At 42.4% G+C, this 14,115-nt stretch carries 7 protein-coding genes; all 7 read left to right on the plus strand.

Annotated elements, in window-relative coordinates; translation table 11 throughout:
* The first annotated feature begins 27 nt into the window (after positions 1 to 27).
* The 7 genes from NBH15_RS04360 to NBH15_RS04390 all read left to right on the plus strand — a co-directional run bounded on the left by NBH15_RS04360 (position 28) and on the right by NBH15_RS04390 (position 14,052).
* Positions 28 to 993 carry a FecR domain-containing protein gene (locus tag NBH15_RS04360; protein WP_250822089.1) on the plus strand — a complete coding sequence of 322 codons (966 nt, stop codon included), beginning with the start codon at positions 28 to 30 and terminating at the stop codon, positions 991 to 993.
* 453 nt (positions 994 to 1,446) lie between these two features.
* Positions 1,447 to 4,737 carry a TonB-dependent receptor gene (locus NBH15_RS04365; RefSeq protein WP_233567558.1) on the plus strand — a complete coding sequence of 1,097 codons (3,291 nt, stop codon included), beginning with the start codon at positions 1,447 to 1,449 and terminating at the stop codon, positions 4,735 to 4,737.
* Positions 4,738 to 4,749: 12 nt separating this feature from the next.
* Positions 4,750 to 6,357: a RagB/SusD family nutrient uptake outer membrane protein gene (locus tag NBH15_RS04370; protein ID WP_128135560.1), complete on the plus strand. Its 1,608-nt coding sequence runs from the start codon at positions 4,750 to 4,752 to the stop codon at positions 6,355 to 6,357.
* Positions 6,358 to 6,464: 107 nt separating this feature from the next.
* Positions 6,465 to 9,122, plus strand: a complete 2,658-nt coding sequence (locus NBH15_RS04375; protein WP_250822090.1) for a sugar-binding domain-containing protein — start codon at positions 6,465 to 6,467, stop codon at positions 9,120 to 9,122.
* 119 nt (positions 9,123 to 9,241) lie between these two features.
* The gene (locus tag NBH15_RS04380; RefSeq protein WP_128135559.1) at positions 9,242 to 11,857 is read left to right on the plus strand and encodes a valine--tRNA ligase; all 2,616 of its coding nucleotides are present in this window, start codon (positions 9,242 to 9,244) and stop codon (positions 11,855 to 11,857) included.
* A 267-nt stretch (positions 11,858 to 12,124) separates the two neighbouring features.
* Entirely contained in the window at positions 12,125 to 12,976 is an 852-nt protein-coding gene (locus NBH15_RS04385) for a sugar phosphate isomerase/epimerase family protein (protein ID WP_010802117.1), read from the plus strand.
* A 44-nt stretch (positions 12,977 to 13,020) separates the two neighbouring features.
* Positions 13,021 to 14,052 carry a DUF6340 family protein gene (locus NBH15_RS04390; protein ID WP_250822091.1) on the plus strand — a complete coding sequence of 344 codons (1,032 nt, stop codon included), beginning with the start codon at positions 13,021 to 13,023 and terminating at the stop codon, positions 14,050 to 14,052.
* The last annotated feature ends 63 nt before the right edge of the window (positions 14,053 to 14,115 follow it).

Consider the following 14,115-nt stretch of genomic DNA (forward strand, 5'->3'; position numbering starts at 1 on the left):
TTTTAACTTTATAAATAGAAGAAAAATATGCATGATCTGTTATCAAAATATTTGACAGGAGATATTTCATCGGAAGAAAAACTAACTCTTTTTCAGCAATTAAGAGAAAATCCGGAATTGAAAAAAGAAGCAGCCGGTATACAAAATCTGTCGGCACTTGTTTCTATGGCCCGGGAAGAGTATCCTGCTTCCGATATGCAATATCGCTCGTTTGTTCATTTGAGAAAAAAGCGCGCGTTCTTCTTTAATATGCGGAGAATAGCCGGCTATGCGGCTATCATGGTATTTTCTGTATTATCGACCTATTTGTTAATGACTTATATGGGAGAAGGAAGACAAGAACTAGCCCGTTATCAGGAGTTTTCAACACCTCCCGGCCAACGTGCCAGGGTATTGTTGGCCGACGGTACGGAAGTTTGGCTGAATGCCAATTCAACTTTACGCTATCCGGAACGCTTTAATTTGAAGCAACGGGAGGTTGAACTGCAAGGAGAAGCTTTTTTTGAAGTGGAAAAGAATAAAGAGAAGCCTTTTGTTGTCAAGACAAGCAAAATGGATATACAGGTAACCGGAACCAAATTTAATGTAAGCGCTTATGAAGCGGAAGCATATTTTGTTACATCTTTGGTTGAGGGAGCGGTTTCCGTTTCTTGTGCAAACGACCGGAACCGTACCTTTTCACTACGTCCGCAGCAGCAAATTATAGTGTCGGATTCTTCATCGGAAGTTGCCTTATTTGAGAATACCGATTTTCTATCGTGGCGAGAAGGCGTATTTGTTTTTGATGATATGTTGTTAACAGATATTATCAAAAAACTGGAACTGTTTTATGATGTGTCGATTGTTGTGAAGAACACGGAACTGGGCAGCTTCCGTTATACCGGAAAATTCAGACAAAGGGATGGAGTGGAAAGTGTTTTACGGAAATTACAAATTGTATATCCGTTCACTTATACAAAGGATGATGAGCGTAATCTGATTGTTTTACAGTAAATAAACCCTGACATCGAAAATATCAGTTATAGAGTCGTGGCATTGTCTATGACGGCCATTCGTACGACCTTACATACTATTATGAAAGATGAGTTGGCAGCGGGATCGAAATAGCCGAATATTTGGAATAAAACATCTTACAATATGATTTGTGTGTTAAATTATATTTAATTTCAGTTTGTTTGTAGTGGTCTTTCCGGCATGGAGGGTTTAACTGATAGAAACAGAGAAGAAAGTATGTATAACCTTAAAAATAAATGCCTATGATCTAGAAGAAATGAGGAAAGCCTTTTTATGTAAAAAGCAGACAAGTGTTCCAGCACTTGTCTGCCATACATCTAACACTCTTAGTCGAAAAAAGTATTAAACATTTAATTTTACAAAGGTATGGAAAAATATGCTTTGTCAATCTTTTTATTTCAAAGAAAACACTTTAAGAAGTTTTTTAATGTTATGAGAATTTCAATCTTATTTCTGTTTGTCAGCATTTTGGCATCTTATGCTTCAAATGTGAATTCGCAGACTGCAAAAGTGAATATTACGAACGCTCGTATGACGATCGGAGCCTTTATCAGGCAAGTTGAAAAGGAGACTGGTTATATGTTCGTTTATAATAAAGGAGAGATTGACGCAAATAAAACAATTTCTTTAAAGAAAGGGAAAAACACTGTTGTCGATTGCCTGAACACTATTTTTGATGGGTCCGGTGTTTCATTTGTTTTTGATGATGGCTATGTGGTCCTCACAAAACATGCACAGGACGCTGCGATAACACAGCAGGCCGGCAAAGTGGTAAAAGGTCTTGTTACCGATGAGACCGGTTTGTCTGTAATCGGTGCTAATGTTTTTGTTAAAGGAACGAACTTGGGTACGATCACTGATATGGAGGGTAATTTTAGTTTGGAAGTACCTTCGGAGAATGATATTTTGGTGGTTTCCTATATTGGTTATGTCGAACAGCAGATTCCGGTGAAAAACAGAAAAAACTGGGCAATCATATTAAAAGAAGATGCACAGAACCTGGATGAAGTTGTGGTTGTCGGTTATGGTACACAGCGCAAAGGTAATATTGCTACTGCCGTGACGACAATTAAGGCGGAAGCGTTACAAAATCGTCCGGTCCAGACGATAGGAGAGGCGTTGCAGGGACAAATTCCTGGTTTGAGCGTTACTTCAAAAGGGGCACCGGGCGAGTCACCTTCACTTCAATTGCGTGGTTCTTCCATGCTGAAATCCAGTACTGCTGAAGCGGATAAAGAAACGTTGCCCAGGCTGAGATCCGAAACCAGTGGTCCGTTGGTGTTGGTGGATGGTGTGCCTGCCGACTTCAATTTTCTGAATCCGGAAGATATTGAAAGTATCAATGTCCTGAAAGATGCTGCTTCTGCTGCGATTTACGGTTCACGTGCCGCAAACGGAGTTCTTTTGATCACAACCAAACGTGGAAAGATGGGCAAGCCAACTTTCCGTTATAATGGATCGGTCGGAGTTAATACACCGATGTATATGCCAAAACCGATCAGTTCTGCCGAATATGCAAGAATAAAAAATGAAGCGGAAAGGAATATGGGGCGTGCTCCGGTTTATTCGGATGAAGATATCGCCATGTTTGCCAACGGTACGGATCTGAACCGTTATCCGAATACAAATTGGCTGGACCTGGCGATACAGAACAGCGTTACTACACGTCATGGTCTGGAGGCTTCCGGTGGTACGGAAAAGGTGAGATATCTGGTTAGTGCCGGTGTCGACCATCAGACCGGTGTCTTCCCAAATACACAGCAAAATGTATTCAACGTACGTTCCAGTACGGATATTACGATTACTAAAAAGTTCGGAATTTCTTTTGATATGCGTTATCAGTTAAGAGATATGGAGGCTTTGAATAATCAGGAGGACCTGTATAAGCAATTGATTGTTGCCGATCCGACTATGGTGGCTTATTATACAGATGGTACATACGGATATAATCCCGGTTTCTTCACTAATCCGCTAGTTCCTCTGTATGAAGGCGGAGAGAAGTTGACAAACAGACATGAAGCTTCGGGTATTTTCAAGCTTGATTATGAATTTATCGAAGGATTGAAATTTACCGGTATTGCCAATGTGAGATATACATTCCAGAATGAAGAGTCAAGGGGGCGTAAGACGTTTTATAAAAACTATTTCACTGGGGAAGAGTTTGAAAACGGACTGAACTCTTTCACCGATCGTCGTGATTACAACGCTTACTATAATTTGCAGGCTTTGTTGAACTATAAGAAAAGTTTTGGCGTTCATAACCTGGATATTCTGGCTGGTTACCAGCAGGAAAGTGAAAATACAGACTGGCTGAAAGGTGCCCGTTCCGGCTATCCGACCGATATTATCTGGGAGTTGAATCCGGGACCAAAGGATAACTGGAGTAATGACGGTAACGGTGAGCATTGGGCGTTGGCTTCTTTTATCGGCCGTATCAATTATGATTACGACAATAAATATATTTTATCTGTAAGTATGCGTTCAGATGCTTCTTCCCGTTTTGCGAAAGGAAGCCGTTGGTCTACCTTCCCGTCTGTAGCCGGTGCATGGAGAATTTCCCAGGAGTCGTTTATGGAAGGGACACATAATTACTTGGATGATCTGAAGATCAGAGCGTCTTGGGGGCAAACCGGTAGTGCAACAGGATTAGGTCTTTATCCGAGTTATACATTGATCTCTACAGGTGGTTTAATCCTGAATAATGCTTATCAGCAGATTGCATCTTTGAAAACAATCGGAAACACGGATTTAACCTGGGAACATACGGATATGTTGAACTTCGGTCTGGATGTTAAAATGTTGAACAGTCGCTTAAACTTTACGGGCGACTATTATATCAAAAATACAAAAGATATTTTGTTGGAAATGCCTGTACCGTTGGAATATGGTTTCGGTAAACCGAATATGAATATCGGTGAGGTGCGTAACAAAGGTTGGGAGTTGACTTTAAGTTGGAATGACCGGATCAATGATTTTGGTTATAGTATATCGGGTAACTTGTCGGATAACCGGAATGAAGTAATCGACTTGGGGGATACAGGTCCGTGGAAAGGTTCCGACACTTATACGGCAGTCGGATTGCCTTATAACTCTATTTACGGATACGAATCGATGGGGTTATTCCAGTCTGATGAAGAGGTGGCCAATGCTCCTTTCCAGAATTCCAATACGGCAGCCGGTGATATACGTTATAAAAACCAGAATGGAGATGATAAGATCGATGCTAACGACCGTGTTGTGATAGGTGATCCGAACCCGCATTTCTTGTATGGTGTGAATCTGGGATTTGATTACAAGAACTTTGATTTGAATATGTTCTTCCAGGGGATCGGGCAGAAAGACCGGATTATAATGGATAATTTTGTCAGACCGTTTTATGATTCTTCCATTTTTGAACATCATTTGGATTACTGGACACCGGAAAATACAGGAGCCAAATATCCGCGTATTTTGAATAAGGACGATGGAACGCATAATTATCAGCAGTCTGATTACTGGATGATCAATGCCGGATATTTCCGTATGAAGAATTTACAGATTGGATATACTATTCCGCGTGAAATATTGAGACCGGCAGGTTTTGACAGAGTTTGTATCTATTTCTCTGCTAATAATCTGTTTACTGTTTCCGATTTTGTGCCGGGTATGGATCCGGAGTCTGATAAATCCGTATCTTATCCGTTTGCCCGGACATATTCATTTGGTTTAAATGTTCAATTTTAAAAAGCTGGAAAAATGAAATCAATAAAAATATATATATGTGCAGCCCTGATGGTGCTAGGTGTTTCTTCATGTGACAGTTTCTTGACCACTCCTCCTTTGGATCAGATTTCCGAAGATCAATGGTGGGGGGATAAAAACCAGACGGAAATGATGGTGAAAGGAGCCTATCAATATGTGTATGGTCCGAATGAAGTGGTGCTCCGTGATTGTATCAGTGACAATGCGACACACCGTGAAGCAAAATACAAAGAGATTGGCAACGGGACTTATACGACCCAAAGCGCTGCGGTTAAAGATGAATGGAAATATGCTTCTATTGCTAAGCTGAATTACATATTGGAGGGTATTGAGAAGGCAAGAAACCTGATATCGGAAGAAGAATATCTTCGTTTTAATGCGGAAGTGCGTTTTATTCGCGCCTTTGTTTATTACAATATGGTTTTCTTTTTCGGGGATGTGCCTTTGATCACTAAGACGTTGAGTGTGGCAGAAGCTCGTGAAACGTCCCGGCAACCTCGACAGGAAGTATTGGATTTTGTACTGAAAGAACTGGAAGAAGGTGTGCTGCCGAATATCGATAAGGTATCCGTAACAGAAAGCGGTCGTGTAAGTAAACAGGTAGTGAATGCTTTCCTTTCCCGTGTTTATCTGTATGAGAAGAATTATGAAAAAGTACTTTATTATACGAATGAGGTAATCAAATCCGGGAAATACGAACTTCACCCCAATTATGAAGAATTATTCCGTCCACAGGCTGATGCCAGCAATAAGGAAGTGATTTTTGAACATCAATACAGTTCTCCGTTGGTTGTACATGAACTGAATCGTAACTTATCTCCGGCCTCTTCCATTTATGCCGGTTGGTCCCATGTGTTGGGGTTGCAGGAGTTGGTGGACGATTATGAATGTGTGAACGGTCATCCGGTATCCGAATGTGAATCTCTGGGGTGTGAATATTTCCAGAAAAGGAAAGATGCGGAGGCTGAAACGCATCGCGGAGAATATGATTTCCGCGATCCTCGTCTGGCAGCAACGATCATGTGGCCGTATTGGGAATGGAAAGTTGGTGGGAATGTTTTATCCCGTTATGGTGTGGATGATCCGGACAGTAAGGATTATGTGAAGAAAGAAACGCATATGACCGGTTTTCTGGTTACAAAGTGGGTGGATTTGCAGGGTGAATATGCAGACCGTACACGTGGTCAGAAGAATATGACGATCCTACGTTATGGAGATGTTCTTTTGATGCGGGCAGAAGCTTTGATTGAATTAAGTCAGGATCTGGGTGAAGCTGTCGCTCTGATTAATCAGATCCGTCAACGGGCGGGGATGCCCGATATCGCAATGGCTTCTCAATCCGTATTACGTGAAAAGTTGCGTCATGAAAGACGTATAGAAACAGCCTTTGAGGGGTTGCGTTATTTCGATATTATTCGTTGGCATATTGCCGATAAGGTGAAATCCGGCAAAGTATATGGAGCTCGTTTGAAGGCTATCAGTGATGCAATGGATAATAAGTTTGTAGAAGAACGTTTCTGGAATGATAAAATGTATTTGTTCCCGATTCCTCAGGAAGCAATAGATAACAATCCGAATTTGGTGCAGAATAAAGATTGGTAACGATGGTTAATGACTAGGTTGGAGAACCCCGGATCTGAATTTACGGAAGAAGATTCGGGGTTTCTTTCTAAATGTAAAAATGATTGATTCTAATAACAGACTATTTTATGAAAAAGAATATTTTAGTGTTGCTATTTTGGGTATTGACATTAAATCTGTCCGCCTTAGGGTTACCGGAATTCTCGACTGCCGGTTTTTATGAATTACCCAATACTGGCCGTGAAGTTTATTCCATGAATCTGGCATGGAGGTTTATAAAAGGTGATGTACAGGGAACTCCTTATGCCGTGAATTTTGATGATTCCGGCTGGGAGATTGTTTCTGTTCCGCACGGATTGGAGTATCTGCCGATGGAAGCCAGCGGTTGTGCCAACTATCAGGGTATTGCCTGGTATCGTAAACGTTTTACTCCGGATGAACATCTGAAAGGAAAACAGTTGTTCATCCATTTCGAGGCGATCATGGGAAAAAGTGAAATCTATGTGAACGGGCAGTTGTTAAAAAAGCATTATGGCGGATATTTGCCTGTTATACTGGATGTAACGAATTTTCTGAAATGGGGTGAAGAGAATGTGATAGCTGTAAAAGCGGATAATAGCGATGACCCTTCTTATCCGGTCGGTAAACCGCAAAATCTACTGGACTTTACTTATTTCGGTGGTATCTACCGTGATTGTTGGCTGGTTGCACATAATGACGTGTTTATAACCAATGCGAATTATGAGGATGAAGTGGCAGGAGGAGGTTTGTTCGTTTCTTACGCAGATGTATCTGAAAAAAGTGCCCTTGTAAACCTGAAAGCCCATATCCGCAATAATTCGGCAAACGATAAAAATGTTACGGTTACTTTTGAGTTGAAAAAGAAATCAGGTGAACTTGTCAAGCGTGTATCGAAGAAGTTGACTGTGAAGAGGGGAAATGCTTCGTATGCTGTTGGTTCAATGAAAATTAACGCACCTTCTTTATGGAGTCCCGATCATCCTTATTTATATGATTTGGAAGTGATGGTCAAAGGAGCTAATGACCAGGTTGTGGACGGTTATCGTCAGAGAGTGGGTATCAGAAGTATAGAATTCAGGCAAACGGAAGGCCTGTGGATAAACGGCAAACCTTACGAAGGAAAGATAATGGGGACGAACCGGCATCAGGATTTTGCCGTTTTAGGTAATGCTTTACCGAATTCGATGCAGTGGAGGGATGCTAAGAAGTTGCGTGATGCGGGTTTGAAGGTTATTCGAACCCATTATGTGATAGACCCGGCTTTTATGGATGCCTGTGATGAATTAGGTTTGTTTGCGCTGGTTGAAGTTCCGGGTTGGCAATTCTGGAATAAAGAACCGGTCTTTGGAGAACGCCTTTATTCGGATATACGGAATATGATCCGTATACATCGTAATCATGCTTCTTTGTTCTTTTGGGAACCAATCCTGAATGAGACGCATTATCCGGAGGATTTTGCCAAAAAGGCATTGGATATTTGCCTGGAAGAATATCCGTATCCTTATAGTATTGCGGCTTGTGATGACGGGGCGGCTGGAGATCATTATTATTCCTTGTTATTGCGTCCGATCGAATCGAAATTACGGACAGATAAAACCTATTTCATTCGTGAATGGGGAGATAATGTCGACGATTGGAATGCCCAGAACTCGGATAGCCGTGTGGCACGGGGATGGGGAGAAGTACCGATGCTGCTTCAGGCGGAGCATTATGCGAATCCGTCTTATGTAAAGGATTATCCGGTTTTATGTTATGAAACGATCTGCAATAAACCCGACCAGATTGTCGGTGCCTGTTTCTGGCATTCGTTCGATCATCAGCGCGGTTATCATGCCGATCCTTTTTATGGCGGAATTATGGATGCTTTTCGCCAGCCGAAAGCGTCTTATTATATGTTTATGTCGCAGCGTTCTCCGGAAAAAAGCGATTTGATTGCGGATAATGGACCGATGATCTATATAGCACATGAACTTACACCTTTTTCACCGAAAGATGTGACTGTGTATTCCAATTGTGATGAAGTACGTTTAACAGTCTTCAAGAGTGGAAAAGAATATATTTATAAGAAAGATCCTGATCATAAAGGCATGCCGTCTCCTATAATAACTTTTGCGGATGCATTTCATTTTATGGAATGGAAAGCGATGGCACGTTCGGGAAGGCAGGATGATGCGTATCTGCTGGCCGAGGGATTGATAGACGGGAAAGTTGTAGTGAGTGATAAACGCTATCCGTCCGGTCAGGCTGATCATATTTCTCTTCGTCTGGACAATGAGCAGGTTCCTTTGAAAGCGGATGGCTCCGATGTGGTAACTGTTATTGCCGAAATCGTAGATAAGCGCGGAACGGTAAAACGTTTGAATAATTCAGTTATCCGGTTTGAGATAGCAGGTGAGGGACGTTTGCTGGGAGATGCTTCCGTGGATACCAATCCGTGTCCGGTCGTTTGGGGTTCTGCTCCGGTCCTGGTACAATCGACAACAAAGTCGGGTAAAATCAAAATCAGTGCTTCCATGCAAAATCCGGGGCAGTCACGTCCGTTGGAGGGGATACTGGAGTTTGAAAGTGTAGCAAATGATCAAAAAGAAGTTTTCTCACAGAAAGAGTTATCCTTATCCGGACAATCCCGCTCTGTAGTTAATCTTTCCATTAACAAAAGTGATCTGGAAAGGGAGAACGAACGTTTACGTAAAGAATTAAATCAATTGAAAGTGAAAGATGTTGAAAGGCAACAGACGCAGTTCGGTGTAGGGATCAACGATTGATGTATCCTGATTTTATAGGCGGAACATGCTATATGATAATATTTTTTGTACCTTTGCAAATCAAAAATAACAGGCTGGTTGGCCTATGTTTAATAAGGATATAATTAGAACAAAACAATATGGAAATTGCAAGTAAGTACAACCCCGCCGAAGTAGAGGGAAAGTGGTATCAGTATTGGTTGGATAACGGCTTCTTCAAGTCGAAACCAGACGGCCGTGAGCCGTATACAATCGTCATTCCGCCCCCTAACGTCACCGGCGTACTTCATATGGGACACATGCTTAACAATACCATTCAGGATATCCTGATCCGTCGTGCCCGCATGCTTGGGAAAAATGCTTGTTGGGTACCGGGCACCGACCATGCTTCTATCGCTACTGAAGCGAAGGTTGTAAACAGACTGGCTCAGCAGGGCATCAAGAAAACGGACCTGACCCGCGACGAATTTTTGAAACATGCCTGGGAATGGAAAGAAGAACATGGAGGTATTATCCTGAAACAGTTGCGCAAACTGGGTGCTTCCTGCGATTGGGACCGTACGGCTTTCACGATGGACGAAAAACGTTCGGAAAGCGTATTGAAAGTATTCGTAGACCTGTTTGAAAAAGGACTGATCTATCGCGGTGTACGTATGGTAAACTGGGATCCGAAAGCTCTGACTGCTCTTTCCGATGAAGAAGTAATTTATAAGGAAGAACATAGTAAATTATATTATCTCCGTTATAAGATCGAAGGTGAAGACGGTTATGCTGTTGTTGCAACCACCCGTCCGGAAACGATCATGGGCGATACTGCCATGTGTATCAATCCGAACGACCCGAAGAACCAGCACCTGAGAGGTAAGAAGGTAATCGTTCCACTGGTAAACCGCGTGATCCCGGTTATCGAAGACGATTATGTAGATATCGAATTCGGTACAGGTTGTCTGAAGGTAACTCCGGCGCATGACGTAAATGACTATATGCTGGGTGAGAAATACAACTTGCCATCTATCGATATTTTCAACGATAACGGTACATTGAGCGAAGCAGCCGGTTTATATATCGGTATGGATCGTTTTGATGTTCGTGAGCAGATCGAGAAAGATTTGGAAGCAGCCGGCCTGCTGGAAAAAGTAGAAGCATATGAAAACAAAGTCGGTTATTCTGAACGTACAAACGTTCCTATCGAACCGAAGTTGTCTATGCAGTGGTTTCTGAAAATGGAACATCTGGCTCAGATTGCTTTGGAACCGGTTATGAATGACGAACTTAAATTCTATCCGCCTAAGTTCAAGAATACATACCGTCACTGGATGGAAAACATCAAGGACTGGTGTATCAGTCGTCAGTTATGGTGGGGACACCGTATCCCGGCTTATTATCTGCCGGAAGGTGGTTATGTAGTAGCCGAGACAGCAGAAAAAGCATTGGAACTGGCAAAAGAGAAGAATCCGGCATTGACAATGGCCGATCTGCGTCAGGATGACGACTGTCTGGATACCTGGTTTTCTTCCTGGTTGTGGCCGATCTCTTTGTTTGACGGTATCAATAATCCGGATAACGAAGAAATCAATTACTACTATCCGACCAGCGACCTGGTGACAGGACCGGATATTATCTTCTTCTGGGTTGCCCGTATGATTATGGCTGGTTATGAATACCGTAAAGATATGCCGTTCAAGAATGTGTACTTTACCGGTATCGTTCGTGACAAACTGGGACGTAAGATGTCGAAATCATTAGGAAACTCTCCCGATCCGCTGCTGCTGATCGAACAGTATGGAGCCGATGGGGTCCGTATGGGGCTGATGATGGCTGCACCTGCCGGTAACGATATTCCTTTCGATGAGGCATTGTGTGAACAAGGACGTAATTTTAATAATAAGATATGGAATGCCTTCCGTCTGATCAAAGGTTGGACGGTAGATGATAAGATCCCACAGCCGGAAGCATCGGCAACTGCTGTTAAGTGGTTTAAGATGCAGTTGGACAAGACGATTGCCGAAGTGGACGACCTGTTCAGCAAATACCGTTTGAGTGAGGCAATGATGATGATCTATAAATTGTTTTGGGACGAATTTTCTTCCTGGTATCTGGAAATGATCAAGCCGGGTTATCAGTTGCCGATCGATAAGGTGACTTACGATGCGACACTCGGTTTCTTCGATGCCTTGCTTCGTTTGCTTCACCCGTTCATGCCGTTCATTACGGAAGAATTGTGGCAGGCATTGGAACCGCGCAAGGAAGGTGAAAGTTTGATGGTGGCTTTGATGCCGGAAGTAGCTCCGGTCGATAACGCCTACCTGGATGCTTTTGATGTAGTGAAAGAAATTGTTAGCGGTGTCCGTACTATTCGTTTGCAGAAAAATATTCCGAACAAGGATACATTGGCTTTACAGGTTTTAGGCGATCATAATGATGCTTTCAATCCGGTTATTGCCAAGATGTGTAACCTGTCTGAATTTACAAAGACTGACGATAAAGCGGCCGGTGCTGTTTCTTTCCTGGTTCGTACAACTGAATATGCTGTTCCTCTGGGCAATATGATCAATGTGGAAGAAGAATTGGCAAAACTGGCTGAAGAACTGAAATACCAGCAGGGGTTCCTTGCTTCCGTACAGAAGAAGCTAAGTAACGAAAGTTTTGTAAGCAAAGCTCCTGCAAAAGTGATCGAAATGGAACGCAAGAAACAGGCGGATGCCGAAAGCAAGATCAAGTCGATCGAAGAAAGCATTGCCGCTTTGAAGAAGTAAAACGCTATTTTACCCTATTATAGGTCCCATATTTGTTCTGAATCAGACAAATATGGGACTTTTTGTTTTTTTGTTAAAAAGGTATAGTCTATTTAATTTTTTGCACACAGATATATAATGTAATACAACTCAGGATGCTGGAGAACGTTAAATTGGAATTAAATGAGTGTCCGCCACAACTTTTTTATACCGATTGTAACCGTCTTACGCAAATTCTTACTAACTTGCTGACAAAAAGCCGTAACATATTATTTACATAATTATACCATGGAGAATTCTAGAAGAAAATTTTTTAGACAAGGACTTGCCGGTGCATTATTGTTAGGATCGGCAGGCGTAGTAAAAGCCGGTTTGCCGGACCGGATCATTCCAAAGGCGGCGAAGTCAATAAACCCCTGGCGTTTGGGGATGGCTGGTTATACATTTGTTAATTTTGATTTGGATACTACTCTGAAGACATTGCAGAGACTCGATATTCATTATCTTTGCATTAAGGATTTCCATCTGCCGCTGGATAGTAACGAAGAACAGATCAAGGCATTTCATGAGAAATGTGCTGCTCATAATGTTACCGGCTATGCTGTTGGTCCTATATATATGAAGAGTGAAGCGGAAATTGACCGTGGTTTCGAGTATGCGAAACGCGTAGGGGTGAAGTTGATTGTGGGCGTACCCAATTACGAATTGCTTCCTTATGTGGATAAGAAAGTAAAAGAGTATGACTTCCACTATGCGATCCATTTGCATGGGCCCGATATTAAAACATATCCGGATGCAACAGATGTATGGGAACATACGAAAGACCTGGATCCGCGTATCGGAATGTGTCTGGATATCGGTCATGACCTGCGTAACGGATGTAATCCGGTCGCCGACCTGAAAAAATATCATACCCGTGTGTTTGATATGCATATCAAGGACGTGACGGATTCGTCGAAAGCAGGTGTCGGTATAGAAATCGGTCGTGGAAAGATTGATTTCCCTGCGCTGATGAAAATGATGCGTGAGGTGAACTATACCGGAATGTGCAGCCTTGAATATGAAAAGGATATGAAAGATCCTTTCCTGGGTATAGCTGAATCGATCGGCTATTTCAAGGCGGTGAGTGATATTGTATAATTAGAGGCGCAATCTTTTGCGCCTCCTTCTAATAGTGAAAAGTGATGAGAGTTGCGTATTGTTTATTGAGTGTTTGCTTATTGGCATCCTGTAGTTCTGTTAGCTATGTGGGTATTGATACTTACAACCCTGCCGAAATAACATTTCCGAAAAGTGTAGGAAAGATTCTTGTTGTGAATAACGCTGTTCCTCAGCCGGATGATGTCGGGTGTGAGTTCAACCTGTTTGGTGACAAGGTGGATACTTGTAAGGTGAAAGCCGACAGTGCCCTGTTTGACGTTTGTCGCGGACTGGGCAGGTCGATGGCAGATATGTCCTATTTTAATGACGTTCTTCTCTATCACGATGCTGTCCGCAAAGATGATGTTTATTACGAGGATAAAAAATTGACTCAGGATCAGGTACAGGCATTATGTGACGAAACCGGATCGGATGCTGTGATATCCCTGGACCGGATGTTGTTTGAGTCCAGGAAAAATGTGGTGGCTTTTGCTGAGGGTTATGTAGAAGGAGAGATCCAGGTGAAAATGTCCGGTGTTGTGCGTGGTTATCTTCCCAGCAGGCCGAATCCCTTAGCTACTGTCTATGTGGCTGACAGCCTTTTCTTTATGGAAGACGCACCGAATCTGATCCTTCTTGACAGGTATTTACCTTCATCCGAAAATGCTTTACGTGCTTCTGCCGAATACATTGGAGCGAAGGCCAGTCCTAATTTTGTACCTCACTGGAATAGCGAAACGCGCTGGTATTATAATGCTATGGGATCCCGTTGGAAAGAGGCTTCTGCCTATGCGCAATCAGAAAAATGGGATAAGGCCGTTGAACACTGGATGCATCTCTATGAAAAATCGAACAGTCCGAAAGCTAAAGCCAAAGCTGCTTCCAATCTGGCTTTGGGCAATGAAATGAAGACCAACCTGGACGAGGCCTATGAATGGGCAAATAAATCATACGAATTATTTAGGAAAAGCGAAGGTGAGGACGGTAAGAATACTAAACTGTTAGCACTTTATATAGAAGTGTTGCGTAACCGTATCCGTTCCGATAAAAAACTTAACATGCAATTTGGTGAATAATATCATATATTCTCCGAATTATTATTACTTTTGACAGACGATTCGAAAAAAGAATAAAAAAAG

Origin of the sequence: Parabacteroides caeci (assembly GCF_023656795.1) — a bacterium.
In the GTDB taxonomy this organism is placed as follows: domain Bacteria; phylum Bacteroidota; class Bacteroidia; order Bacteroidales; family Tannerellaceae; genus Parabacteroides; species Parabacteroides segnis.

Coding starts and splice junctions, on each gene's coding strand:
- NBH15_RS04380 (WP_128135559.1), top strand. CDS start 9,242: ATGGAAATTGCAAGTAAGTACAACCCCGCCGAAGTAGAGGGAAAGTGG.
- NBH15_RS04375 (WP_250822090.1), top strand. CDS start 6,465: ATGAAAAAGAATATTTTAGTGTTGCTATTTTGGGTATTGACATTAAAT.
- NBH15_RS04385 (WP_010802117.1), top strand. CDS start 12,125: ATGGAGAATTCTAGAAGAAAATTTTTTAGACAAGGACTTGCCGGTGCA.
- NBH15_RS04360 (WP_250822089.1), top strand. CDS start 28: ATGCATGATCTGTTATCAAAATATTTGACAGGAGATATTTCATCGGAA.
- NBH15_RS04370 (WP_128135560.1), top strand. CDS start 4,750: ATGAAATCAATAAAAATATATATATGTGCAGCCCTGATGGTGCTAGGT.
- NBH15_RS04365 (WP_233567558.1), top strand. CDS start 1,447: ATGAGAATTTCAATCTTATTTCTGTTTGTCAGCATTTTGGCATCTTAT.
- NBH15_RS04390 (WP_250822091.1), top strand. CDS start 13,021: ATGAGAGTTGCGTATTGTTTATTGAGTGTTTGCTTATTGGCATCCTGT.